23 protein-coding genes and 3 tRNA genes are annotated in these 25,081 nt (G+C 55.3%); 13 read left to right on the forward strand and 13 right to left on the reverse strand.

Annotated elements, in window-relative coordinates; all coding sequences use genetic code 11:
• Positions 1-11: 11 nt before the first annotated feature.
• From pxpA to QLG07_RS22365, 7 genes are all read right to left on the reverse strand, one after another.
• On the reverse strand, positions 12-749 hold the full coding sequence (pxpA, locus tag QLG07_RS22335) for a 5-oxoprolinase subunit PxpA (protein WP_282470180.1): 738 nt from the start codon (positions 747-749) through the stop codon (positions 12-14).
• Entirely contained in the window at positions 733-1,671 is a 939-nt protein-coding gene (pxpC, locus tag QLG07_RS22340) for a 5-oxoprolinase subunit PxpC (RefSeq protein WP_048916736.1), read from the reverse strand. The genes pxpA and pxpC overlap by 17 nt, the downstream gene beginning before the upstream one ends.
• Positions 1,665-2,321, reverse strand: coding sequence for a 5-oxoprolinase subunit PxpB (gene pxpB / locus QLG07_RS22345; protein WP_048916737.1), 657 nt, complete (start codon positions 2,319-2,321; stop codon positions 1,665-1,667). The genes pxpC and pxpB overlap by 7 nt, the downstream gene beginning before the upstream one ends.
• A gap of 141 nt (positions 2,322-2,462) precedes the next feature.
• Entirely contained in the window at positions 2,463-3,206 is a 744-nt protein-coding gene (locus tag QLG07_RS22350; RefSeq protein WP_048916738.1) for a type 2 GTP cyclohydrolase I, read from the reverse strand.
• Positions 3,207-3,208: 2 nt separating this feature from the next.
• Positions 3,209-4,636: a deoxyribodipyrimidine photo-lyase gene (gene phrB, locus QLG07_RS22355; RefSeq protein WP_282470181.1), complete on the reverse strand. Its 1,428-nt coding sequence runs from the start codon at positions 4,634-4,636 to the stop codon at positions 3,209-3,211.
• Positions 4,637-4,650: 14 nt separating this feature from the next.
• Positions 4,651-5,607 carry a DUF523 and DUF1722 domain-containing protein gene (locus tag QLG07_RS22360; RefSeq protein ID WP_282470182.1) on the reverse strand — a complete coding sequence of 319 codons (957 nt, stop codon included), beginning with the start codon at positions 5,605-5,607 and terminating at the stop codon, positions 4,651-4,653.
• Positions 5,608-5,762: 155 nt separating this feature from the next.
• Positions 5,763-5,969, reverse strand: coding sequence for a YbfA family protein (locus QLG07_RS22365; protein WP_048916741.1), 207 nt, complete (start codon positions 5,967-5,969; stop codon positions 5,763-5,765).
• A 281-nt stretch (positions 5,970-6,250) separates the two neighbouring features.
• Between QLG07_RS22365 and kdpE the strand changes: the two genes are divergently transcribed.
• Positions 6,251-6,934: a two-component system response regulator KdpE gene (gene kdpE, locus QLG07_RS22370; protein WP_099753583.1), complete on the forward strand. Its 684-nt coding sequence runs from the start codon at positions 6,251-6,253 to the stop codon at positions 6,932-6,934.
• 60 nt (positions 6,935-6,994) lie between these two features.
• Here kdpE and pgm read toward each other — a convergent pair whose 3' ends face one another.
• Together pgm and seqA are read right to left on the reverse strand one after the other, a co-directional pair.
• Entirely contained in the window at positions 6,995-8,635 is a 1,641-nt protein-coding gene (gene pgm / locus QLG07_RS22375) for a phosphoglucomutase (alpha-D-glucose-1,6-bisphosphate-dependent) (RefSeq protein ID WP_048916743.1), read from the reverse strand.
• Positions 8,636-8,659: 24 nt separating this feature from the next.
• Complete coding sequence (gene seqA, locus QLG07_RS22380) at positions 8,660-9,214, reverse strand: replication initiation negative regulator SeqA (RefSeq protein ID WP_282470183.1); 555 nt, start codon at positions 9,212-9,214, stop codon at positions 8,660-8,662.
• A gap of 262 nt (positions 9,215-9,476) precedes the next feature.
• Between seqA and ybfF the strand changes: the two genes are divergently transcribed.
• From ybfF to fur, 4 genes are all read left to right on the forward strand, one after another.
• Complete coding sequence (ybfF, locus tag QLG07_RS22385) at positions 9,477-10,241, forward strand: esterase (protein WP_133624172.1); 765 nt, start codon at positions 9,477-9,479, stop codon at positions 10,239-10,241.
• Between the two features lie 348 nt (positions 10,242-10,589).
• Positions 10,590-10,871 carry a LexA regulated protein gene (ybfE, locus tag QLG07_RS22390; RefSeq protein ID WP_048916746.1) on the forward strand — a complete coding sequence of 94 codons (282 nt, stop codon included), beginning with the start codon at positions 10,590-10,592 and terminating at the stop codon, positions 10,869-10,871.
• A gap of 138 nt (positions 10,872-11,009) precedes the next feature.
• Positions 11,010-11,540, forward strand: a complete 531-nt coding sequence (gene fldA, locus QLG07_RS22395) for a flavodoxin FldA (protein ID WP_048916747.1) — start codon at positions 11,010-11,012, stop codon at positions 11,538-11,540.
• Positions 11,541-11,935: 395 nt separating this feature from the next.
• Positions 11,936-12,379: a ferric iron uptake transcriptional regulator gene (gene fur / locus QLG07_RS22400; RefSeq protein WP_048916748.1), complete on the forward strand. Its 444-nt coding sequence runs from the start codon at positions 11,936-11,938 to the stop codon at positions 12,377-12,379.
• 51 nt (positions 12,380-12,430) lie between these two features.
• Here the strand turns inward: fur and mtr are convergent, their stop codons facing one another.
• The 4 genes from mtr to nagE all read right to left on the reverse strand — a co-directional run bounded on the left by mtr (position 12,431) and on the right by nagE (position 18,191).
• Positions 12,431-13,678: a tryptophan permease gene (mtr, locus tag QLG07_RS22405; RefSeq protein WP_048916749.1), complete on the reverse strand. Its 1,248-nt coding sequence runs from the start codon at positions 13,676-13,678 to the stop codon at positions 12,431-12,433.
• A gap of 116 nt (positions 13,679-13,794) precedes the next feature.
• Positions 13,795-14,184 carry a hypothetical protein gene (locus tag QLG07_RS22410; protein ID WP_099753580.1) on the reverse strand — a complete coding sequence of 130 codons (390 nt, stop codon included), beginning with the start codon at positions 14,182-14,184 and terminating at the stop codon, positions 13,795-13,797.
• 108 nt (positions 14,185-14,292) lie between these two features.
• Entirely contained in the window at positions 14,293-15,960 is a 1,668-nt protein-coding gene (gene glnS / locus QLG07_RS22415; protein WP_048916751.1) for a glutamine--tRNA ligase, read from the reverse strand.
• 281 nt (positions 15,961-16,241) lie between these two features.
• Complete coding sequence (nagE, locus tag QLG07_RS22420; protein ID WP_282470185.1) at positions 16,242-18,191, reverse strand: PTS N-acetyl glucosamine transporter subunit IIABC; 1,950 nt, start codon at positions 18,189-18,191, stop codon at positions 16,242-16,244.
• Positions 18,192-18,528: 337 nt separating this feature from the next.
• Between nagE and nagB the strand changes: the two genes are divergently transcribed.
• From nagB to QLG07_RS22460, 8 genes are all read left to right on the forward strand, one after another.
• Positions 18,529-19,329: a glucosamine-6-phosphate deaminase gene (gene nagB / locus QLG07_RS22425; protein ID WP_048916752.1), complete on the forward strand. Its 801-nt coding sequence runs from the start codon at positions 18,529-18,531 to the stop codon at positions 19,327-19,329.
• An 83-nt stretch (positions 19,330-19,412) separates the two neighbouring features.
• A complete protein-coding gene (nagA, locus tag QLG07_RS22430; protein ID WP_282470184.1) occupies positions 19,413-20,561 on the forward strand; it encodes an N-acetylglucosamine-6-phosphate deacetylase in 1,149 nt (382 codons plus the stop codon).
• A 7-nt stretch (positions 20,562-20,568) separates the two neighbouring features.
• On the forward strand, positions 20,569-21,789 hold the full coding sequence (locus QLG07_RS22435; protein ID WP_048916754.1) for an N-acetylglucosamine repressor: 1,221 nt from the start codon (positions 20,569-20,571) through the stop codon (positions 21,787-21,789).
• A gap of 21 nt (positions 21,790-21,810) precedes the next feature.
• Positions 21,811-22,563, forward strand: a complete 753-nt coding sequence (locus QLG07_RS22440) for an HAD-IIA family hydrolase (protein ID WP_062818349.1) — start codon at positions 21,811-21,813, stop codon at positions 22,561-22,563.
• 265 nt (positions 22,564-22,828) lie between these two features.
• Entirely contained in the window at positions 22,829-24,493 is a 1,665-nt protein-coding gene (gene asnB / locus QLG07_RS22445; protein WP_048916756.1) for an asparagine synthase B, read from the forward strand.
• A 221-nt stretch (positions 24,494-24,714) separates the two neighbouring features.
• Positions 24,715-24,791 (forward strand) — tRNA-Met (locus QLG07_RS22450).
• Between the two features lie 10 nt (positions 24,792-24,801).
• A tRNA-Leu gene (locus QLG07_RS22455) sits at positions 24,802-24,886 on the forward strand.
• 23 nt (positions 24,887-24,909) lie between these two features.
• Positions 24,910-24,984: transfer RNA gene (locus QLG07_RS22460), tRNA-Gln, on the forward strand.
• Positions 24,985-25,081 lie beyond the last annotated feature (97 nt).

Genomic DNA, 25,081 nt, shown 5'->3' on the forward strand with positions numbered 1-25,081 from the left:
TTCGCCGACGATTAGCGGCTGGTCACGTCGATATTCTGCTGGCTAAATGCCTGACGCAGCTCGCGGGCAAACGCCAGCGCGTGCGCGCCATCGCCATGCAGGCAAACGCTGTCGGCCTGCACCTTCACCCACTCGCCGCTCAGGCTTTTCACCTGACCTTTCTGAACCATGGTCAGCGTCTGGCTTATCGCCTGCTCGTCACTTTCCACCAGCGCACCGGGCTGACTACGCGGCACCAGCGAACCATCCGCCATATAGCCGCGATCGGCAAACACCTCCTGGCGGGGGGTTAAGCCGTGACGTTCGGCGGCGCGAATCGACTCGCTGCCCGCCAGCCCGACCAGCACCAGCGCCGGATCAACCGCCTTCACCGCCCGCGCAATCGCATCGGCCAGCTGGGGGTCGCGTGCGGCCTGGTTATACAGCATGCCGTGTGGCTTGACGTGGACCAGCTTGCCACCTTCACTCTCGGTCAGCGCCTTCAGCGCCCCGACCTGATACAGCACCTGGGCATAGACGGTTTCCGGCGGCAGCTGCATGGCGGTACGGCCAAAGTTTTCCCGGTCCGGGAAGCTGGGATGCGCGCCGATAGCCACGCCAAACTCCAGCGCCCAGCGCACGGATTGCAGCATGGTTTCCGCATCGCCCGCGTGGAAGCCACAGGCGATATTTGCCGAGGAGACCAGCTGCAATAAGGCGCGGTCGTTTTCACACCCTTCGCCGAGATCGGCATTAAGATCGACTTTCATTGGCAAGCCCCCAGGCCATTTGTTCCAGTGAGCGCTGCTGTTCACGCTTCGCCTGCAGCGCTTCCTGCAGCGTGCAGTAGACGAAGTGAATCGGCTCGCCGAGCCGCAGCTGCGCCAGGTGGTAGAGATCGGCTTCAATCACGCAGGCAATGCGCGGATAGCCGCCGGTGGTCTGCGCATCGGCCAGCAGCACGATCGGCTGACCGTTCGGCGGCACCTGAATCACCCCTGGGATCAGCCCGTGGGAGAGCAGGTCGCGGCCGACGTTGCGCGTCAGTTTGCGCCCCTGAAAACGGTAGCCCATGCGGTTACTCTGTGGATTAAGCCGCCACGCGCTGCGCCAGAAGGCTTCCTGACTGTCTGCGCTGAACTCATGATATTCCGGGCCGGGCATCGCCCGCACCCGATTCCCCCACAGCAGCTGTCGTACGCCTGCGGGCTGGCTGAAGTCGCAGGTTGGCTCGCCCAGCGGCAGGCTGTCACCATCCTGTAGCTGACGCCCGTTAAAGCCGCCGAATCCGGCTTTCAGATCGGTGCTGGCTGAGTCGAGCCGCTGCTCAACCGCATAACCGCCATTGACCGCCAGATAGCTGCGCATTCCGCGCTGCGGCATACTCAACGTCAGGCGCTGGCCCTTTTTCACCGCGGTGCGCCAGCCCGTCCAGACGGGTTCGCCATCAAGCTGGGCCTGGCAGCCTGCACCCGCGAGGCCAATCCAGCCGTCGCGCTGGAACTCGGCACAAAACTGCCCGAGGGTAATTTCCAGCACCGCGCTGTCGGGCGCATTTCCCACCAGCATATTGGCAGTCTGCATCGCCGGGTGGTCAAGTACGCCACTCAGACTAATACCATATTGCCGCCAGCCGATACGGCCCGCGTCCTGGATACTGCTGCTCATTCCGGCACGAATAATTTTCAGCATACGCCCTCCTTCTGCGGCACAAAGCGCACGCGGTCGCCAGGGCGCAGCAGCACCGGAGGATGCTGGTCCGGGGCAAACAGTGCCGTCTGCGTCTGCCCAATCAGCTGCCAGCCACCGGGGGCGACGACCGGATAGATACCGGTCTGGCTGCCGCCAATGCCGACAGAACCCTTTGGTACCTGCACGCGCGGTTCGGCGCGGCGCGGGGTATGCAGGCGCTCATCCAGTCCGCCCAGATACGGGAAGCCAGGCTGGAAGCCGATGAAATAGACCACGTAATCCACTGATGCGTGGCAGGCCACCACCTGGCTGGCGCTCAGCCCGCTGTGATGAGCCACTTCGTCGAGGTCCGGCCCCAGCTTGCCCCCGTAGACCACCGGGATCTCTATCAGGCGCGACTCCAGCTCCAGCGCATCGCTGGTTTCCCACCACTGCTGCAGCCATTCGATCGCGTCCAGCGCGCTCTGCTGCGGGTTGCTTAACATCACGGTGATATTGTTCATCCCGGGGACGATTTCCGCTACTTCCGGACGGTCCTGCAGGCGTTGTGTCAGCCCCCAGATACGCTGCTGGCTGGCAAGGGAGACCGGAGGTTCTAACTCCAGCACCACTGCGCGTTCGCCCAGCAGGTAACAACGTGCTCGTTGCAAAAGCTGCCTCCTGACAAATAGGAAAAAGTGATACTTAATATCAATTATGACAGGTAGTTATGCGGAATTGTCGCGTGGCTGTCAACCTCCAGCGCGGCCTTAATGCTGCGCGCTGAAGGTCATTGGCAGTGACAAAGAGGATCAGGCAGGGTTGAAAATATCGACGAAGGTGACATCCAGACCATGATGCTGCGCCAGCCAGTCGCCCAGCGCCTGAATACCGCAGCGCTCTGTGGCATGATGCCCGGCGGCGAAGAAATGCAGCCCCTGCTCGCGCGCGCTGTGGATGGTCTGCTCAGAGACTTCTCCGCTGATAAAGGCATCGACGCCAAACGCCGCGGCGTCATCAATGTAGCCCTGACCGCCGCCGCTGCACCAGGCGACGCGCTTAATCAGTGCCGGTGCATTATCCCCGCAGTGCAGCGGCTCACGGCCTAATACCTGAGCAATGCGCTGCGCCAGCTGCTCGCCGCTTAACGGCGTTTTCAGCTCTCCCCACGGCAGCAGCAGCGCGATCTCACCTTTGACGTCGATATCGAACATCTTCGCCAGCAGCGCGTTATTCCCCAGCTCGGGGTGACCATCCAGCGGCAAATGCCAGCCAAACAGGTTGATATCGTTGGCCAGCAGCGTTTTCAGACGCTGGCGCTTCATGCCCTTGATCGCCGGGGCTTCGCTCTTCCAGAAATAACCGTGATGCACCAGCACGGCATCGGCATCTAAGCGCACCGCCTCGTCGAGCAGTGCCTGGCAGGCAGTTACGCCGGTCACCACTTTTTTAATTTCGCCCCGCCCTTCAACCTGTAATCCGTTGGGGGCGTAATCTTTGAAATTCTCAGTGTTGAGCAGCTGGTTAACCAGCCGTTCCAGTTCAGTATTCAGCATAATCAGTCCGTCTGTTTGCGTGCCGCTTCAAAAGCGGCCAGGGTTTGCAGGCGTGCCTGTTTATGTTCCACGATCGGCTGCGGATAATCGAGGGTTTGCTGATTTTTCTTTGCCCACTCCTGCGGCTGGTGGATATATTTCTCCGGCACATCGCGCAGTTCCGGCAGCCAGTGGCGAATAAACTCACCGCTTTCATCGAAGCGCTCACCCTGAGTAGTGGGGTTAAAAATGCGAAAATAAGGTGCGGCATCGGTACCGGTAGACGCTGCCCACTGCCAGCCGCCATTGTTAGCGGCCAGATCACCATCAATCAGCTGCGACATAAAATATTGCTCGCCCACCCGCCAGTCGATCAGCAGATCTTTCACCAGGAAACTGGCGGTAATCATGCGCAGGCGGTTATGCATCCAGCCCAGCGTATTAAGCTGGCGCATCGCAGCATCAACAATGGGGTAGCCGGTTTTTCCCTGCTGCCACGCCTTCAGCCCCTCGGCATCGTCGCGCCATTTGACGCCGCGCGTCCAGCGGGTAAACGGCTGATGACGGCACAGCGACGGGTAAGCCACCAGCAGATGGCGGTAGAACTCGCGCCAGATAAGCTCGTTAAGCCAGACAAACACTTTGCCGTCTTCCAGCCCGCGCGGATGCTGCTTTAGCAGGCGATGCAGGCACTGGCGGGGTGACAGCACCCCGGTCGCGAGATAAGCCGACAGGCGGCTGGTGCCGTCAAGCGCCGGGATATCACGCTGCGCCTGATAGTGGGTCACCGGAGTCTGGCAGAATTCGCGCAGCCGGGCGATGGCGGCCTTCTCTCCGGGGGGAAACAGCGCGCTGTTGATATCCTCGCGCGGATAGTCAAACGCTTTCAGCCGGTGGGGGTTCACCGCACCTTCCGCACGACAGGCCGGCGCTGGCAGACATTCGGGCAATCCTTCCTGTAGCCGCTTCACAAAGGCTTTACTGAAAGGCGTGAAAACTTTGTACATCTCGCGGCTGCCGGTCAGCACGCTGCCTGGCGGCAGCAGCAGACTGTCGTCGAAGCCCTGTACCGTCACCTCGTCTTCCAATAGCGTACGTTCTACCGCAGCATCACGCTGGCGCTCATTCACCTCGTACTGATAGTTGTAGAACAGGCGGTCAACCTGGTGTTCCTGACAAAACTGCCGCAGCAGCGGAACGGAGGCGTCGAAGTCGGCGCACTGCTCAAGATGCAGTGGGATACCTTTTGCCGCCAGCGACTGCTGGAGTTCCTGCAGGCTTTGCCAGATAAACTCCGCCTGCTTCGGTGCCATATGGTGTGACTGCCACTGCCCGGGCGTGGCGATGAACAGGGCAATAACCCGTGCATTGTCAGAACGACAGGCGGCGTACAGCGCATGGTTGTCGTTGATGCGCAGGTCATTGCGCAACCAGACCAGATGAGTTGTCATAATGCTCCCTGAAATTATTGTCCATACCGCAGGCGCAGTGCTTCCGGATAAGGCGCAAAGTAGCGCTGTTCGGCCAGCCACGGGTGCGGGTATTCCGCCATATAGTGTTTAAGCAGGGTTATCGGGGCCAGCAGCGGCTGCAGGCCCTGGCGATAGTGGTCGATCAGGTTAGCCAGCTCCTGGCGCTGGGCTGAAGTCAGCTCCCGGCGGAAGTAGCCCTGAACGTGCATCAATACGTTGGTGTGATTGCTGCGCGTAGCCTCATGCTTCATCAGGTCCATCAGGCGCTGACGATACTCCAGTGCAAATTCTTCCAGCGATTCCCACTGGTCCATTTTGGCGACGAACGGGCCAATCTGGCGGTAGGCAGGCTGTGAATGAGACAGCAGCAGCAGCTTGTAACGGGTATGAAAGGCCATCAGTTTGGCGCGCGTCAGGCCACTGCTCCACAGCTGGTTAAACTCGTGCAGGGCATACACCCGCGCCACAAAATTCTCACGCAGATTGGGATCGTGCAGGCGACCATCTTCTTCCACCGGCAGCCACGGCATCTGTGCCATCAGCTCGCGGGTAAATAGTCCCGTGCCTTCTTTACGGTTGTTATTGTTATCAGGCTGATAGACGCGTACCCGCTCCATCCCGCAGCTGGGAGATTTAGCGCAAACGATATAGCCGCAAAGGTGGCGCAGACGTTGCACTTTTTCGGCAGAGAATGCCTTCATCGCTTCGGTGACCGGATCCGCCTGGCCGTTACTGAAGCGCAGGGAGACTTCTCCGCCCTCCTCCTCTGTCAGGCGCAGTGCCGGGCGTGGTGTTGGCAGGCCAATCGCCATTTCAGGACAGGCGGGCTCATAACGTATAAACGGTGCCAGCTGCTCGGCAGCAAAAGCATTGCGTTTATGACCGCCATCGAAGCGCACTTTTTCGCCCAGTAAACAGGCACTGATACCCACCGGAATTTTTTCGCCCATAGTTATACAACCTCTAAAGCCATGTACAACTTTTAGTGTAGCGGAAAAAGCCCGACGACAGGCAAAAAAAATCCCGCCAATGGGCGGGAAACTATTCGTATAGGAGGGTCGACTGGAAATAGGTCGGCCCGCTACCGGTCGGTCAACCCCAAAAGTTACAGGAATTCACACCCTGCGGCTTCTGACTGCGCCAGCCAGACCGGCTGGTCGCTGGTTTTAACCCATACGCGATGCAGATAGCTATAGAAACGTGCGCGATCGCCACGGAATAACATCACCGGCAGGGCCAGCACGCCGCAAACCACGACGGCGGCACGACGCATGAAAATCCGTGTGGGTGAATAGTTGTGATAAAGACTCATACGTCCTCCTGAATAATTGTTGAAAAGATGCTGTGTGTAATCTGACTAAAATAGTAGCGCTTCTGGTGTAATTTTACTACTGATCAGACCACTTTTGGCGAAAAAAAAGCCATTTAATTCAGTCTGACTGAAACTTAGTTACATAATTGTTAAATTCGTAGCGTGAATAGCATGATTAAAGCGACTCTGTTAACCCCTCAGGTGATTGCGAACTATCACAGACGCTCTGTCTACTTTTTGCTAAATTAGCTTCTATTACGCGGTTATGCAGCAGAGGCAATGTGGTCACCATTCTGATTGTGGAAGATGAAAAAGAGATCCGCCGTTTTCTGCGCCTGGCGCTGGAGGGGGAAGGTTTTCGTGTCGTTGATGCAGACACGCTGAGCCGCGGTCTGATTGAAGCAGCAACGCGCAAGCCGGAGCTGACGATCCTCGATCTCGGGCTGCCGGACGGTGATGGCAGCCAGTTTATCCGTGAGATCCGCCAGTGGAGCAGCATGCCGGTTATCGTGCTCTCCGCCCGCAGCGATGAGCAGGATAAAATCGCGGCGCTGGATGCCGGAGCCGATGATTTCCTCACCAAGCCTTTCGGCGTGGGCGAACTGATGGCGCGGGTGCGCGTGGCGCTCCGCCACCGTCCGGCCCAGAGCAGTGACAGCCTCAGCGCACAGGTCAATTTTGGCAGCGTCAGCGTGGATATCGCCACCCGTCGCGTTACCCGTCACGGTGAAGAGCTGCATCTGACGCCGATAGAATTTCGCCTGCTGGTCAGCCTGCTTAATCATCCCGGCAAGGTGATGACTCAGCGCCAGCTGCTGACTCAGGTCTGGGGGCCCAATGCGGTTGAGCACAGCCACTATCTGCGCATCTATATGGGCCACCTGCGCCAGAAGCTGGAGCACGACCCGGCACAGCCGCAGCATCTGATCACGGAAACCGGCGTCGGCTACCGCTTTATTCCGTGATTCTGCAATAAAAAAAGGGCCACTCACAGCGTGAGCAGCCCTTATTCAGCGTGTCAGCAATCAGGCGTTTTTCAGTACCGCACTGACAATTTCCACGGCTTCTTTTTCAATCAGCGCACGATGCTCGGCGCCGAGGAAACTTTCACAGTAGATCTTGTAAGCGTCTTCAGTACCCGAAGGGCGCGCGGCAAACCAGCCGTTTTTAGTCATTACCTTCAGGCCACCGATGGAAGCACCGTTACCCGGAGCCGCCGTCAGACGCGCAGTGATCGGATCGCCCGCCAGCGTGTCGGCACTGACCATTTCAGGCGACAGTTTTGACAGCGCGGCTTTCTGCGCGGAGGTTGCCGGAGCCTGAATACGGTTATAGCTCGGTGCGCCAAAACGGGCCGCCAGCTCATCGTAATGCTGCTGCGGGTTCTTACCGGTCACAGCCGTGATTTCAGCCGCCAGCAGGCACATGATGATGCCGTCTTTGTCAGTCGACCACGGCGTACCGTCGAAGCGCAGGAAGGAAGCTCCCGCACTCTCTTCGCCACCGAAACCGAAGCTGCCGTCGAACAGGCCATCCACAAACCACTTGAAGCCAACCGGAACTTCCACCAGCTTGCGGCCCAGATCGTCCACCACGCGGTCAATCATCGCGCTCGACACCAGGGTTTTACCCACGGCGACGTCTTTGCCCCACTGCGGACGATGCTGGAACAGATACTGAATCGCCACCGCCAGATAGTGGTTCGGGTTCATCAAACCGGCCGGAGTCACGATACCGTGGCGGTCGTAGTCCGGGTCATTGGCAAAGGCCAGGTCAAATTTGTCACGCAGCGCCAGCAGGCCCGCCATGGCAGATTCAGACGAGCAGTCCATACGGATCACGCCGTCATGGTCCAGATGCATAAAGCGGAAAGTCTGGTCGACAGCATCGTTTACGATAGTCAGATCGAGGTTGTAGAACTCCGCAATACGCTGCCAGTAGGCGATACCGGAACCGCCAAGGGGATCCACACCAATTTTCAGACCCGCTTTCTGGATCGCCGGAATATCAACGATCTGTGCCAGACCTTCAATATAAGGCTGGATCAGATCTTTTTCCGTCAGGTGGCCGCTGGCCCAGGCCTGATCCAGCGTCATGCGCTGCACGCCTTTCAGGCCATCTTTGATCAGCGCATTGGCACGATCTTCCACCACTTTGGTGACGTTAGTATCCGCCGGACCACCGTTCGGCGGGTTGTACTTGATGCCGCCATCTTCTGGTGGATTGTGCGAAGGCGTGATGACGATGCCGTCCGCCTGTGCGCCGCCAGATTTGTTGTGCTCAAGGATAGCATTGGAGATCGCCGGAGTTGGCGTGTAGCCATTATCCTGCTGGACAATCACATCCACCCCGTTGGCAGCCAGCACTTCCAGCACGGAAATAATGGCGGGCTCAGACAGCGCGTGGGTATCTTTACCCACGTAGCAAGGGCCGGTAATACCGTTCTTTTTACGCTCTTCGGCAATCGCCTGCGCGATAGCCAGAATGTGATTCTCGTTGAAGCTGTGACGACCCGCGCTACCGCGATGGCCGGAGGTGCCAAATTTCACCGCATGCTCTGCATTGCCCAGTTCAGGCTGCAGGACATAATACTGAGATGTTAATTGTGCAACGTTAATCAAATCGCTCTGCTGGGCGGGTTGCCCGGCACGGGGGTGATTGGCCATTGGCGCTTCTCCCTGACGCTTCAGTTAGAGGGTACCGCAAACTTTCTCAGTCAGTTCCGTCGGGAACTGCATCGACTGCATTATGTGTTCAACCATGCTGCGTTTACGGCCAGTATTTGTGTTGGTGATCACCCAGTACGGCGTGCCCGGAACGTGCTGCGGCTTGGTATGGGTGCCATTTTCTACCAGCGTTTGCTGATTGCCCGCGAAGTAAACGCGCGTGCGACCGTGCAGAGACTCTGTCGCTGCGCCAAACGCTTTGGCATCCAGACTGTATAAAGTCGATAAAACCAGCATAAAGCGGTTCACTGCTCTTTTCTGATCGGCATACTCATCAGAAAGCAGCAGTTCACGTACCGCACGCACACGATCCTGCGGACGGGCTTCAGTTTTCACCGCCGTGTTCGCTGCTGGCTCTTTGCCCGCCGCTGCAGCGGATGTTGCCGCTGTAGCCGGAGCCGTCTGACCCGCAGTGAACTGCAACATGCGGCGCAAAATATCCGATGCGCTTTCACCAATATGCTGAGTGTGGCTGGCAATATAACGGTATAGCTCTTCGTCGACTTCTATCGTTTTCATCTTTATCCAGTACGGTTAGTGCTTGTGTCAGAACGCGGGTCACAGAGACGAAAACGATCGTCGGGATCGCCCGTGCTCAACCGATCCAGTTCTAACATCAGGATTATAAAGTTAAATCCTGCCGGGTTGTAGCGCCAGACCCATTTCAGGGCAAAAGTCGGAATATGCCGCAAAAAGATCGTAACCGCATATGGCGCCTGCGGCAGAAATTGTGGGATCCATGATACCCTAAGCCTTCACATCAACTGTAAGAACTTTCTCTATGAATTTAAACTTCCGCCTGCAATCTGAACAATCCGCATCAAACGATCTTCCGCTGGTGCTAATCCACGGTCTGTTTGGCAGCCTGGATAACCTTGGCGTGCTGGCGCGGGGGTTAAAAGATGACCGTCGTCTGATTCAAATTGATGTGCGCAATCATGGGCTTTCGCCGCGGGCTGATGAGATGAGCTATGCGCTGATGGCGCAGGATATTCTCGATACGCTCGATGAACTCAAGGTTGAACGCTTCAGCCTTATTGGCCACTCCATGGGTGGCAAGATCGCGATGGCGCTGGCCGCGCTGGCCCCCGAGCGTGTAGGTGAGATCGTGGTCATCGATATCGCCCCCGTGGCTTATAGCACTCGCCATCACGACGACATTTTTGCCGCCTTGCAAGCGGTGTCGCAGGCCGGAATTAAAACGCGCAGCGAAGCCGCCGCGCTGATGCGCCTGCATATAGATGAAGAAGGCGTGATCCAGTTTCTGTTGAAATCATTCCATGAAGGTGACTGGCGCTTCAACGTGCCGGTGCTGTGGGAGTGTTACGACCAGATTATTGGCTGGCAGCCTCTGGCCCCCTGCCCGCATCCGGCACTGTTTATCCGCGGCGAACGCTCGGCTTATCTGGCGGATGAGTACCGTGATGCCCTGCTAGCTCAGTTCCCTCAGGCGCGTGCGCATGTGATAGCCGGAGCCGGCCACTGGGTACATGCGGAAAAACCTGATGCCGTGTTACGCGCAATCCGTCGATTTTTTGCGCTGTAAAAACAATTATTTCCTCGGGTTGATATAGCCAAAATAATTCGAGCTGCAGAAAGGCGGCAAGGCCATGAGTCCCCGGCAGCATAGATCGCTCTGTGACAGGGGTGACAAATCTGCCCGGAGCAGATTTGAACGCTGTCTACAGTGCTCCCGAAGGGGGGAGGTCCAGGGATGGGCCGAATAATGGATGAAGCCAACGCATCTGCGGCTTGAAGAATGAAGGGTATAAATGATTGTCGTCATCACTTTCGCTGGGGTATGATGGCGCGCTAAAATTTGCCGCTGCTGATTCTTCACGCGGCATAACGACCCTGGTCTTCAGAAATTCAGCCTTTCAGTATCACTATCCCTATGGCAAAAGAGAACACGGACCGCACAACGATCGATCTGTTCGCAGATGAACGTCGCCCGGGACGACCTAAAACGAATCCGCTAACGCGTGATGAGCAGCTACGCATCAACAAGCGCAACCAGCTGAAGCGGGATAAAGTGCGCGGCCTGAAGCGCGTTGAGCTGAAAATGAACAGCGACGCGGTTGATACCCTGAACCAGCTGGCAGAAGAGCGCAATATGAGTCGCAGCGAACTGATCGAAGAGATGCTGCTGGAACAGCTGCAGCGTCATCAATCCTGATCGCCTGGCTTAAGCACTCAGCGACAAAACCAGCAGCATTACACGTTTATCCGCTTCCGGCGGTCTGTTATCATTAGCGATATCTGCGAAAAATTCAGCAGTCACCATATCATTAAGATTCAAGAGGTTATTAAACTCATGGCACTCGTCGGCATTTTCTTCGGCAGCGATACAGGCAATACGGAAAACATTGCAAAACAGATCCAGAAACTGCTGGGTAAAGATGTTGCAGAAGTTCGTGATATTGCCAAAAGCAGCAAAGAAGACCTTGAAGCCTTTGATATTCTGCTGCTGGGCATTCCCACCTGGTACTACGGTGAGGCCCAGTGCGACTGGGATGACTTCTTCCCAACGCTGGAAGAGATCGACTTCAACGGTAAGCTGGTCGCGCTGTTTGGCTGCGGCGATCAGGAAGATTACTCTGAATATTTCTGTGATGCGATGGGTACTATTCGCGACATCATTGAACCGAACGGGGCGATTATCGTTGGTCACTGGCCGACCGAAGGCTATCACTTCGAAGCCTCTAAAGGCCTGGCAGATGACAACAACTTCCTCGGTCTGGCGATTGATGAAGACCGCCAGCCAGAACTCACTAACGAACGTGTTGAAAAGTGGGTAAAACAGATTTTTGATGAACTTCAGCTGAAAGAGATCATCGAAGCCTAACCACAGCGGCTTGATGTGGGAGTTATCTCACATCAAGTCAGTGGTTTTTCCTATAGAAGTAATAGATACATGTTTGTAACTTTCACCTGCAAAACTGTACAATAACCCCATCGGTTACCCGCTTACTCAGCGCCCGTCACACTGTTTGACGACACTTGGTTTACCGAGTGTGATGAGATGAGGGAGAACGAAATGTTAACCCAGCATAATTCGGGCGCGCGCTTCCCAGGATGTAACGACATTAATCCTTACATCCCTCAGCGGTTCAGGCATCCCTTTTAGTTTTCATTTCGAACTATCAGCTCTATACTGAGACGCATTCAGCTTTAGCGTCGACCGATGTTCATGGCTTTTCAGCCACTAAGTGACTAGCAAAGTAACAGGACAATATCCGCATGACTGACAATAACACCGCATTAAAGAAGGCCGGCCTGAAAGTCACGCTTCCCCGACTGAAAATTCTGGAAGTGCTTCAGGAACCAGAGGGCCATCACGTCAGTGCGGAAGACTTGTACAAACGCCTGATTGATATGGGCGAAGAAATTGGTCTGGCCACGGTTTACCGCGTGCTGAACCAGTTTGACGACGCGGGGATCGTTACCCGCCATAACTTTGAAGGCGGTAAATCCGTTTTCGAACTGACCCAGCAGCACCATCACGATCATCTGATCTGCCTGGACTGCGGTAAAGTTATCGAGTTTCGTGATGAATACATCGAGGAGCGCCAGCGTGAAATCGCTAAGCGCCACGGCATCAAACTGAGCAACCACAGCCTCTATCTTTACGGTCACTGTGCTCTGGGCGACTGCCGCGAAGACGAGACTCTGCACGACCAGTAATCTCCATGATTGTGTAAAAACCGCTGCCTGCCAGCGGTTTTTTTATGCCTGCTATTCGCCGAATACCGGCAGCCAGTGACCGTATGAGAGCAGTGATACCAGGGCATTCAGCACGCCAAAGCAGAGCACCAGTACGATGGGCGCAACGCCGCCCCTCACCCGCCAGGCCGCGGTGGCAAAGCGGCGGCGCGACTGCCAGGCGAGCAGCGCGGGCGTAATCACCGCCCAAAGGGTAGCAGCCAACCCGGCATAACCTATCGCCAGCAGAAAGCCGTTGGGCCAGATCAGCGCGGCAGTAAGCGGGAAAATAAAGGTCAGCACGGTGGTCTTCAGGCGCCCTGTGGCAGAGTTATCCAGCTTAAACAGGTCGGCAAGGTAGTCAAAAAAGCCAAGGCTGACGCCGAGGAATGAGCAGGCCACGGCAAAGTTGGAGAAGATATCCAGCAGCAGATTCAGGTACTGACTGTGCAGTACGCCGGACAACGCCGCAACCAGCACATCGATATTCCCCCCCTGTGCGGCAATCGCTTTAAAGTCATGGCGTGGAATATTGCCCATGGTGCCGACGATCCACACCAGGTAAATTGCCAGCGCCAGCAGCGTGCCGTAGATCAGGCAGCGGCTGACGCGCCCGGCGTTTTTACGGTAGTAACTCACCAGCCCGGCAATATTGCCGTGGTAGCCAAATGAGGCCAGGCAGAACGGCACTACCGCCCAGAGATAACGCAGGTAGTGGCCGTCTTCCGCCGCGCTGTCGAGCAGATTCACCGGCTCGATGTGCCACAGCAAGCCGCCAAAAATCATCAGGAATGTGATCACCTTCGCGCCGAGAAATATCAGCGTCATGCGGCTGACCACAGCCGTGCCCAGCCAGATAAACAGCGCCACCAGCAGCGCAAACAGCAGCCCGGCGGTGCGGGCAGAGAGATCGACACTCAGCTGGCTCAGGCTGTGCTGAATAATCGCCCCGCTGGCGGAGATATAGGCGTAGGTCAGAATACCGAGTACAAAAACCACCGACAGCCCGTTAATCAGATTCCAGCCGCGCCCTAACAGATCGCGCGTAACGGTATCGAAGCTGGCGCCCGGCGGATAATGCAGGCTGGCCTCAAGATAGAGCAGCCCGGAAAGCAGCATGCAAAACCAGGTGAGGATCAGCAACAGTGAAGACCAGAGGAACCACGCCCCCGACATGACCACCGGCAGGGAGAACATCCCGGCACCGATAATGGTGCCGCTGATGATTAAGGTCCCCCACAGCGTGGAGGGTAACGGAGCAGCAGAAGCAGGCAGAGCCATGGCAAATCCTTAGCGAGAAACGGTAACAAAACGCACGCGCCGGGATATTCCACTGGCTAAACGGCATTAATGCCGCATAGTCTACACAAAATCACACTCGCGAACTAGTACGGTAACTAGTCGGCAACCATCGTTTCCTGCAAATAGCGCCAGCGTGGTGGGGTTGCGCTACAGTCAATCACCGCCAGCGAGATACGATGAGTATGCACATCCCCCTGCTGCTGCAGCTCATGGTAGTGAATCACCACATCCTGATCTGACTGCGAAATAATTTGGCACTGCTCAATACGAATCACCACGCCCTGACGTCCGCCAGTCAGGCGGGTAAACAGTGCGGCAACGTCTGCCAGCGCCAGCATTTTTCCACCGGGAGTGACCATGGTGAATTCGGGGGCAAAATGAGCGAGCAGTTCGGGCACTTTACTGCCGTCGCCGTGAAACACTTCGGCGATCAGTTCATGCAGCACAATCACGCTGCGGCTGGCTTGTTCGGCTAATCCAGACATGCAATATCCTTCAGGTGAGATTGTCGATACGTCGCTGATAGCGGTATCCAGCGGACGAAAAAAAAGGGCGAATCATCGCCCTCTTATTCTTATATAGCTGATTACGGCTTATTCGCCCATTTTCGCCCAGGTATCGCGCAGGCCAACGGTGCGGTTAAACACCAGATTGCTGGCGCTGGAATAGACGCTGTCGGCACAGAAGTAACCTTCACGCTCGAACTGGTAAGGTGCAGAAGCTTCAGCCTGCTGCATGCCCGCTTCGACGTAACCGTGACGAATCACCAGGGATTCCGGGTTAACGGTGGTCAGGAAATCTTCTGCTGCGCCCGGGTTTGGCACGCTGAACAGACGGTCATACAGGCGGAACTCCGCAGGCAGGCCGTGAACTGCGGACACCCAGTGGATCACGCCTTTCACTTTACGACCATCGGCCGGATCTTTGCTCAGGGTATCCACGTCGCAGGTGCAGAACAGGCAGGTAATGTTGCCCTCTTCATCTTTGGCTACGCGCTCAGCTTTGATCACGTAGGCATTACGCAGGCGCACTTCTTTGCCCATCACCAGACGCTTGTACTGCTTATTCGCTTCTTCACGGAAGTCAGCACGATCGATCCAGATCTCACGGCTGAACGGCACTTCGCGCGTACCCATCTCCGGCTTACTCGGGTGATTCGGCATGCTGATCATCTCTTCATGATGCGCAGGCAGGTTTTCGATCACCACTTTTACCGGGTCAAGAACGGCCATCGCACGCGGCGCGTTTTCGTTGAGATCGTCGCGAATACAGGATTCCAGCGCGGCCATTTCCACGTTGTTATCCTGTTTGGTCACGCCAATACGGCGGCAGAACTCACGAATTGATTCCGCGCTGTAACCGCGGCGGCGCAGGCCAGACACGGTCAGCATGCGCGGGTCATCCCAGCCCTCAACCACTTTCTCAGTGACCAGCAGGTTGAGCTTACGCTTGGACATAATGGCGTATTCAAGATTCAGGCGTGAGAACTCATACTGACGCGGATGCACCGGGATGGTGATGTTGTCCAGCACCCAGTCATACAGGCGACGGTTGTCCTGGAACTCCAGCGTACACAGCGAGTGGGTGATCCCTTCCAGCGCATCGGAGATGCAGTGGGTGAAATCGTACATCGGGTAGATGCACCACTTATTGCCGGTCTGATGGTGCTCGGCGAATTTAATGCGGTAGATAACCGGGTCGCGCATCACGATAAAGTTGGACGCCATATCGATTTTTGCACGCAGGCAGGCGGTGCCTTCAGCAAAACCACCGGCGCGCATTTTGGCAAACAGCTCAAGGTTCTCTTCCACGCTACGGTCGCGGTAAGGGCTGTTTTTACCCGGCGCCGTCAGGCTACCTCGGTATTCACGGATCTGCTCAGGTGACAGTTCGTCAACGTAAGCCAGACCTTTACCGATCAGCTCAACCGCATAGTTGTGCAGCTGTTCGAAATAGTCAGATGAGTAGCGTACTTCGCCGCTCCACTCAAAGCCAAGCCACTTCACGTCACGTTTAATTGACTCAACAAACTCCAGGTCTTCTTTCACCGGGTTGGTGTCATCAAAACGCAGATTGCACTGCCCGTGATAATCCTGCGCGATGCCAAAGTTCAGGCAGATAGATTTTGCATGACCAATATGCAGGTAACCGTTCGGCTCAGGCGGGAAGCGGGTATGCACGGTGGCATGCTTACCGTTCGCCAGATCTTCGTCGATGATCTGACGAATAAAGTTAGTTGGGCGGGCTTCAGCCTCACTCATCTCAATTTCCTCAATAATGCATGGCATTTACTCTAGATAATTCGAGTTGCGGCAAGGCGGCAAGTGTGAGAATCCCCGGGAGCTTACAAAGTAAGTGACTGGGGTGAACACACGCAGCCAACACAGCTGCAACTTGAAGAATGACGAGTATAAATTAGCTGTCAAATAACGGAGTATGATCCACAAAGCGGGGAGGCGAAACAACCGTTTGTTGCGGGAATCTCATAAAAAAAGGGCGGGAATCGCTTCCCGCCCTTTTAATCAAGCCTCAGCCGGGTGGCTTAGCCATTAATTTCGTATAACCGGGTCTCACCGGCAACCACCGTTTCGCCTGCCAGCAGCGTGATGCCAGCGAAATCATCGATGTTGCTGACCACGACCGGGCTCACCATCGAACGGGCATTGGCATTGAGGAACTCAAGGTCCATTGCCAGCACCGGTTGACCGGCGACCACCTGGCTGCCCTCTTCCACCAGGCGGGTGAAACCTTTACCTTCCAGCGTCACGGTATCCAGCCCCATATGCACCACCACTTCAACCCCTTTTTCCGTTTCCAGGCAGAAGGCATGGTTAGTATTGAAGATTTTCACCACGGTGCCTGCAGCAGGGGATACAACGGTGCTGCTGGTTGGCAGAATCGCCAGGCCATCGCCTACCGCTTTACTGGCAAAGGCTTCATCCGGAACCTGGTCAATGGCGACAACTTTGCCGCTGACCGGCGCAACCAGCGTGCCGATAATGCCTTTCGCCACGTTTGGTACGGCTTGTGGAGCCGCAACCGGTGCCACAGGTGCTGCGCTGGCAGCAGAAGCCGCAGCCACCGGGCCTTTAGCAATCTGCTTTTTCATCTCTTCAGCAATCGATTCGGCTTTGGCACCGACGATCACCTGAATCGTCTGCTTGTTCAGTTTCACCACACCGGAAGCACCAAGGCGCTTACACTGAGCGTCATTAACCAGGGAAGCATCTTTCACCGACAGGCGCAGACGGGTAATACAGGCATCAATCACGTTCAGGTTTTCGGAGCCGCCAATCGCACCAATGTAGCTACGCGACAGCTGGGCCAGCCCCTCTTCGGTATTGCTATTCGCTTCGTCGGTCACCACCAGGTCACTCGCATCTTCACGACCCGGCGTTTTCAGGTTCAGCATGCGGATAACCGCACTGAACAGCACGAAGTAAACCAGGAAGGCGATAACGCCCATCACCAGCAGCATCCAGACGTTCTGACTGGCCGCAGGCAGTTTGTACATCAATACGTAGTCGATAGCGCCGGCAGAGAACGAGAAGCCCGCGTGGATGCCCAGAGTGGTGGCAACGAACAGGCTGATACCGGTCAGCAGGGCGTGGATCAGATACAGCATCGGCGCCAGGAACATGAACAGGAATTCCAGCGGCTCGGTGACACCGGTCAGGAAGGCGGTAACCGCAACGGACAGCAGCATGCCACCGACCATTGGACGACGCTCTTTCGGCGCGGCCAGATACATCGCCAGCGCGGCACCCGGCAGACCAAACATCATGATAGGGAAGAAGCCAGACATAAACATGCCCGCCGTGCCATCGCCCGCATAGAAGCGGTTAATGTCACCGTGGAATACCGCACCGGCCGCATTGGTAAACTCACCAATCTGGAACCAGGCAATGGTATTCAGCACCTGATGAAGACCGGTTGGGATCAGCAGACGGTTAACGAAACCGAAGATACCGGCGCCTAACGCGCCTTCAGAGACGATCCACTCACCGCCTGCGTGAATGCCCGCCTGCACCGGTGGCCAGACGTAACCAAATATGGCGGCCAGCACCAGACAGAAGAAGCCGGTGGCAATCGGTACAAAGCGTTTACCACCAAAGAAGCTCAGGAAGTCAGGCAGTTTGATGTCGGACCAGCGGTTGTAAGTCATACCGGCAACCAGACCCGTAATAATCCCCGCCAGCACGCCCATATTGACCGTTGGGTTAATGGTGACCATCGCTTTGGTGAGGATAAAGTACCCCACCGCACCCGCCAGCGCAGCTGCACCGGCGTTATCTTTCGACCAGGTTGATGCCACACCGATAGCGAAGATCAGCGCGAGATTGTCAAAAATCGCACCACCCGCCTGGGCAATAAACGGCATGTTGAGTAAGTCGGGCTGGCCGAAGCGCAGCATCAGTGCTGCGACTGGCAGCACGGCAATCGGCAGCTGTAACGACCGCCCTAATCTTTGAAAGAAGCCTAGAATATTCACCATTTCCCCCTATGAGACCCGATATAGCACCAAAAACCGCTTTGATTTTTTTACACGGTTTTTTGGAATTTGTATGACACTACACACCACGAGGCGAAGTGTAAAAAAAAATTAATTCGCTTCGCAAATTAAAGCACCGTATCTGTGACTAAAATCACCAAAAAACGCATTATTCTTAGCATGCAGCTGGCGATCGGCACAAACTTATTTTATGATTCGAAAAATCATAACGGATAAATCCCTCTGTTCTCCTGCGGTAATCACGTTACGCTTACCCTGAGCCATTACAGAGCACCGTTTTTAACCCATTCCAACTCTGCATAAAATGAGGTGCAACATGAGACTGATTCCTCTGGCAACGCCAACTCAGGTCGGCAAGTGGGCCGCACGCCACATTGTTAACCGCATCAACGCTTTTAACCCGACTGCCGACCGTCCTTTTGTATTAGGTCTGCCGACGGGCGGTACGCCGCTTGAAGCCTATAAGCATTTAATCGATATGCATAAAGCGGGCCAGGTTAGCTTTAAACACGTTGTCACTTTCAACATGGACGAATACGTAGGCCTGCCAAAAGAGCACCCGGAAAGTTACCACAGCTTTATGTACCGTAACTTTTTTGATCATGTTGATATTCCAAGTGAAAACATCAATCTTCTCAATGGCAATGCCCCGGATATTGACGCAGAATGTCGCCAGTATGAGGAGAAGATCCGTTCTTATGGCAAAATCCACCTGTTTATGGGCGGTGTCGGTAACGACGGTCATATCGCTTTCAATGAGCCGGCGTCATCACTGGCTTCACGCACCCGCATTAAAACGCTGACTCACGATACCCGTATCGCCAACTCACGTTTCTTCGGCGGGGATGTTGATCAGGTACCAAAATATGCGCTGACCGTCGGCGTGGGTACGCTGCTTGACGCGGAAGAGGTAATGATTCTGGTGACCGGCCACGTGAAAGCTCAGGCACTGCAGGCCGCCGTTGAAGGCAATGTGAATCACATGTGGACCATTAGCTGCCTGCAGCTGCACGCCAAAGCAGTCGTGGTCTGTGATGAGCCCGCCACCTCAGAACTGAAAGTCAAAACCGTGAAGTATTTCCGCGAAATGGAAGCAGGAAATATTAAAGATCTGTGATGCCCGCATCACTGAACGGCTCTGCCTGAGTGCAATAACCGCCGGGCAGAGCCGGAATTATCAGGAAAGTCAGGAGAAAAATTATGTACGCGTTGACCCAGGGCCGCATTTTCACCGGCCACAAAATCCTCGATAACCATGCTGTTGTCATTGCCGATGGTCTGATCGAGCGAGTCTGCCCGCTGGAAGATCTGCCCGCTGGCATCGAAACTCGCGATGTCGCTGGTGCGATTATTGCCCCTGGATTTATCGACCTGCAGCTCAACGGCTGTGGCGGCGTGCAGTTTAACGATGACATTGCGGCGATCAGTGTAGAAACGCTGCAAATCATGCAGAAAGCCAACGAAAAATCAGGCTGCACCAGTTTCCTGCCTACCCTGATTACCAGCACCGACGAATTAATGAAGCGCGCAGTTGAAGTGATGCGCGCTTATCTGGCGCAGAATGCCAACCAGGCACTGGGCCTGCACCTGGAAGGGCCGTGGCTCAACCCGCTGAAAAAAGGCACCCATGACCCTGCCCTGATCCGTGCGCCAGACCAAGAGCTGGTCGATTTTCTCTGCGCGAATGCCGATGTGATTACTAAAATCACCCTTGCCCCGGAAAAAGTGGATGCAGCAATAATCCGCCAGCTGCGCGCAGCCGGGATCGTCATCTCTGCGGGACACTCGCACGGGACCTATGAGGAAGCTGCCGCCGGAATCGATGCAGGCGTGACCTTTGCTACTCATCTGTATAATGCCATGCCTGCCACCAGCGGACGCGAGCCGGGGCTGATTGGTGCGCTGTTTGATTCACCAGATGTATGGTGTGGCGTGATCGCCGACGGTTTACATGTGCATTACGCTAACATTCGTAACGCTAAACGGATCAAAGGCGACAAGCTGATCCTGGTGACCGATGCTACCGCCCCTGCCGGAGCCAGTATTGATCGGTTCATTTTTGCTGGTAAAACAATATACTATCGCAACGGGCTGTGTGTTGATGAGAACGGCACTCTGAGTGGTTCTGCGCTAACTATGATTGAAGCTGTAGAGAACAGCGTTGAACATGTTGGCATCTCCCTCGATGAGACGCTGAGAATGGCAACACTTTACCCAGCCCGCGCAATGGGGGTGGATAACCAGTTAGGTTCAATTGAAGCCGGAAAAGTGGCAAATCTGACCGTGTTCACCCGCGATTACAAAATCATTCGGACCATCGTTAATGGTAACGAGGTCTTAAGCGAGTAGCGATTTAATGACCACCGGCGGCCAGGCTCAAATTGGAAATGTTGATCTCGTTAAACAACTTAATAGCGCAGCCGTTTACCGGCTGATCGATCAGCAAGGACCTATCTCACGCATTCAGATAGCCGAGCACAGTCAGCTCGCGCCCGCCAGCGTCACCAAGATCACCCGCCAGCTCATTGAGCGCGGGTTGATCCGTGAAGTCGACCAGCAGGCCTCCACCGGGGGCCGCCGGGCGATTTCTATCATTACGGAAACACGCGGCTTCAATACTATCGGCGTGCGCCTTGGGCGCAATGACGCCACCGTCACCCTGTTCGACCTTAGCGGAAAATCGCTGGCGGAAGAGCACTACCCGCTACCGGAACGCACCCAGGAAACCCTGGAAAATGCCCTGTTCAACGCCATTGCCGATTTCAGTGAGCAGCACCAGCGTAAGCTTCGCGAGCTGATTGCCATTTCAGTGATCCTGCCCGGCCTGGTTGACCCTAAAAATGGCATTATCCGCTATATGCCGCATATCAGCGTCAGCCACTGGCCGCTGGTTGCCAATATGGAAAAGCGCTTCAACGTTACCAGCTTTGTCGGTCACGATATTCGCAGCCTGGCGCTGGCAGAGCACTATTTTGGCGCATCGCGCGACTGCGCAGACTCCATTCTGGTGCGTGTACATCGCGGAACCGGGGCCGGTATTATCGCTAACGGGCATATTTTTCTTGGCAGCAACGGCAACGTGGGCGAGATTGGGCATATCCAGGTTGACCCACTCGGCGAGCGCTGCCACTGCGGGAATTTTGGCTGTCTGGAGACGATCGCGGCCAACAGCGCGATTGAAAACCGCGTGCGCCACCTGCTGACTCAGGGCTATCCAAGCAGCCTGACCCTCGACGATTGTCATATTCAGCCGATCTGCCGGGCCGCAAACCGCGGCGATGCGCTGGCCGCTGAAGTGATTGAGCACGTGGGCCGCCATCTCGGCAAGGCGATTGCGATTGCCATCAATCTGTTTAATCCACAGAAAATTGTGATTGCGGGTGAAATTACCGAAGCCGATAAAGTGCTGCTGCCCGCCATTGAAGGCTGCATTAATACTCAGGCGTTGAAAGCATTCCGAAAAAATCTGCCGGTGGTCCGTTCCGAAATTGATCACCGCTCGGCTATTGGCGCCTTTGCCCTGGCGAAACGCGCCATGCTGAATGGCATCCTGCTGCAACGTCTGCTGGAAGGTTAATAGAAAATGGATTCCGAACGAATGACTATAAAGAACGTCATCTGCGATATCGACGGCGTACTGATGCACGACAATACCGCCGTGCCGGGTGCGCGTGAATTTCTCCAGCGTATTATTGGCAACAATATGCCGCTGGTGGTGCTGACCAACTACCCTTCGCAAACGGCGATGGATCTGTCGAACCGCTTTGCCTCTGCCGGAATCGAACTGCCGGACAGCGTGTTCTACACCTCGGCCATGGCCACCGCTGATTTCCTTAAGCGCCAGGAAGGTAAAAAAGCCTATGTGGTCGGTGAAGGCGCACTTATCCACGAGCTGTATAAAGCCGGATTCACCATTACCGACATTAATCCTGACTTTGTTATCGTTGGCGAAACCCGGTCGTTTAACTGGGACATGATGCATAAAGCGGCCTTTTTCGTGGCGAACGGCGCGCGCTTTATTGCCACCAACCCGGACAGCCACGGCCACGGCTTCTCCCCGGCCTGCGGCGCACTGTGCGCGGGTATTGAAAAGATCTCCGGTCGCCAGCCATTTTACGTTGGTAAACCCAGCCCGTGGATTATGCGCGCCGCGCTGAATAAGATGCAGGCGCACTCGGAAGAGACGGTGATCGTTGGCGATAATCTGCGTACCGATATCCTCGCCGGTTTTCAGGCAGGGCTGGAAACGATTCTGGTACTTTCCGGCGTCTCAACGCTTAGCGATATCGACGCTATGCCGTTCCGTCCGACCTGGGTTTACCCCTCTGTGGCCGACATCGACATTATTTAGTTATCCCCTGCCCGGTTTACCGGGCTCTCCCCGCCCTACTGGATAGTTTTCATCCACTTTCCGACGTTTATTATCGATTCCACAATAAAAAAAGCCATAAACTGAAAATCCGTTAAGGATTGACGCACGTCAACAGTCTATTTTTCACCTATTACCTAAATTACTTGCATCACCTGCCGCGTTAGCGCATTTTCTTATACATCACGCGGCAACTGTCGCTTAAACCAATATCACCACCGCAAGGTAAGTCGTTAGGGAGCTGTTTATGTGTTCTATTTTTGGTGTACTCGATCTGAAAAGCGATCCGGTTGAACTGCGTAAGAAAGCGCTGGAGCTTTCCCGCCTGATGCGTCACCGTGGCCCGGACTGGTCCGGTGTCTATGCTGATGATAAAGCGATCCTCGTCCATGAGCGCCTGTCGATCGTTGACGTGAACAACGGCGCACAGCCGCTGTACAACGCAGCACATACCCATGTTCTTGCGGTAAACGGTGAAATCTACAACCATCAGGCGCTGCGTGCTGAGCTGAGCGATCGCTATGAGTTCCAGACCGAGTCTGACTGCGAAGTGATCCTCGCGCTGTATCAGGAGAAGGGCATCGACTTTCTCGACGACCTGGAAGGCATGTTCGCTTTCATTCTGTATGACAGCGTGAAAAACACCTGGCTGATCGGTCGTGACCATATCGGTATCATTCCGCTGTATATGGGCAATGATGAGCACGGCAACCTCTATGTTGCCTCAGAAATGAAAGCGCTGGTGCCGGTGTGCCGCAGCATTAAAGAGTTCCCGGCGGGCAGCTACCTGTCGAGCACCGACGGTGAAATCCGCCGCTACTGGCAGCGCGACTGGTTTGATTACGCTGCGGTCGAAAACAACGTCACGGACGCCGCGGCACTAAAAAGCGCGCTGGAAGAGTCAGTAAAAAGTCACCTGATGTCAGACGTACCTTATGGCGTGCTGCTGTCCGGCGGTCTGGACTCATCAATTATCTCGGCTGTTACCAAGCGTTTTGCTGCCAAGCGTATTGAAGACCAGGATAAGAGCGAGGCCTGGTGGCCACAGCTGCACTCCTTCGCGGTCGGTCTGGAAGGTTCACCCGACCTGAAAGCGGCAAAAGCGGTAGCGGAACATCTCGGCACCGTGCACCACGAAATTCATTTCACCGTGCAGGAAGGTCTGGATGCTATCCGCGATGTGATTTATCACATTGAAACCTATGATGTGACCACTATCCGCGCCTCCACGCCGATGTACCTGATGTCACGCAAGATTAAAGCAATGGGCATTAAGATGGTGCTGTCCGGTGAAGGTGCTGACGAAGTATTTGGTGGCTACCTCTACTTCCACAAAGCACCCAACGCCCAGGAATTCCACGAAGAGAACGTGCGTAAGCTGCACGCGCTGCATATGTTTGACTGTGCGCGCGCTAACAAGGCGATGTCTGCCTGGGGCGTTGAAGCCCGCGTCCCGTTCCTTGATAAGAAATTCCTTGATGTCGCGATGCGCATCAACCCGCAGGATAAAATGTGCGGCAGCAACGGCAAGATGGAAAAACACATCCTGCGCGAATGCTTCGAATCTTACCTGCCGGAGAGCGTGGCATGGCGCCAGAAAGAGCAGTTCTCTGACGGCGTTGGCTACAGCTGGATTGATACCCTGAAAGAAGTGGCAAAAGAGCAGGTCAGCGATCAGCAGCTGCAAACCGCGAACTTCCGCTTCCCGTACAACACGCCGAACTCGAAAGAGGCGTATTTGTACCGTGAAATCTTTGAAGAGCTGTTCCCGCTGGCCAGCGCGGCAGAGTGCGTGCCGGGTGGCCCGTCAGTGGCCTGTTCTTCCGCTAAAGCGATTGAATGGGACGAAGCGTTCAAAAACATGGACGATCCGTCTGGCCGTGCCGTAGGCGTGCACCAGTCCGCTTACTAATAAGTCATGGATTAAAAAGCTAAAACGGGCCGCTCAGGCCCGTTTTTATTTACCCGTTGCGTCTGTTAGCATCAGAATTCGTTGATTTTATCGGCATGATGGTTACAAGGCGTGCAAACAACACGCTTGTGATAAAAAACGGCAAAAAACTTGTTGACGCTTTTGGACCAACTCCGCATAATGCGCCCCGCAACGCCGCAGAAGGTTACGCGAAAAAAGATGGCTACTTAGCTCAGCTGGTTAGAGCACAGCACTCATAATGCTGGGGTCACAGGTTCGATTCCCGTAGTAGCCACCATCTTTTTTGCGCGGGAGTGGCGAAATTGGTAGACGCACCAGATTTAGGTTCTGGCGCCGCAAGGTGTGCGAGTTCAAGTCTCGCCTCCCGCACCATTTCCAAGCGCGGTTTGCACGGATGGGGTATCGCCAAGCGGTAAGGCACCGGTTTTTGATACCGGCATTCCCTGGTTCGAATCCAGGTACCCCAGCCATTTTTTTTGGTAGTATGTATTAGCAGTAAAGCAGTAAAATTAGGCTACTTAGCTCAGCTGGTTAGAGCACAGCACTCATAATGCTGGGGTCACAGGT

Source organism: Erwinia sp. V90_4 (assembly GCF_029967685.1).
Lineage (GTDB): Bacteria > Pseudomonadota > Gammaproteobacteria > Enterobacterales > Enterobacteriaceae > Erwinia > Erwinia aphidicola.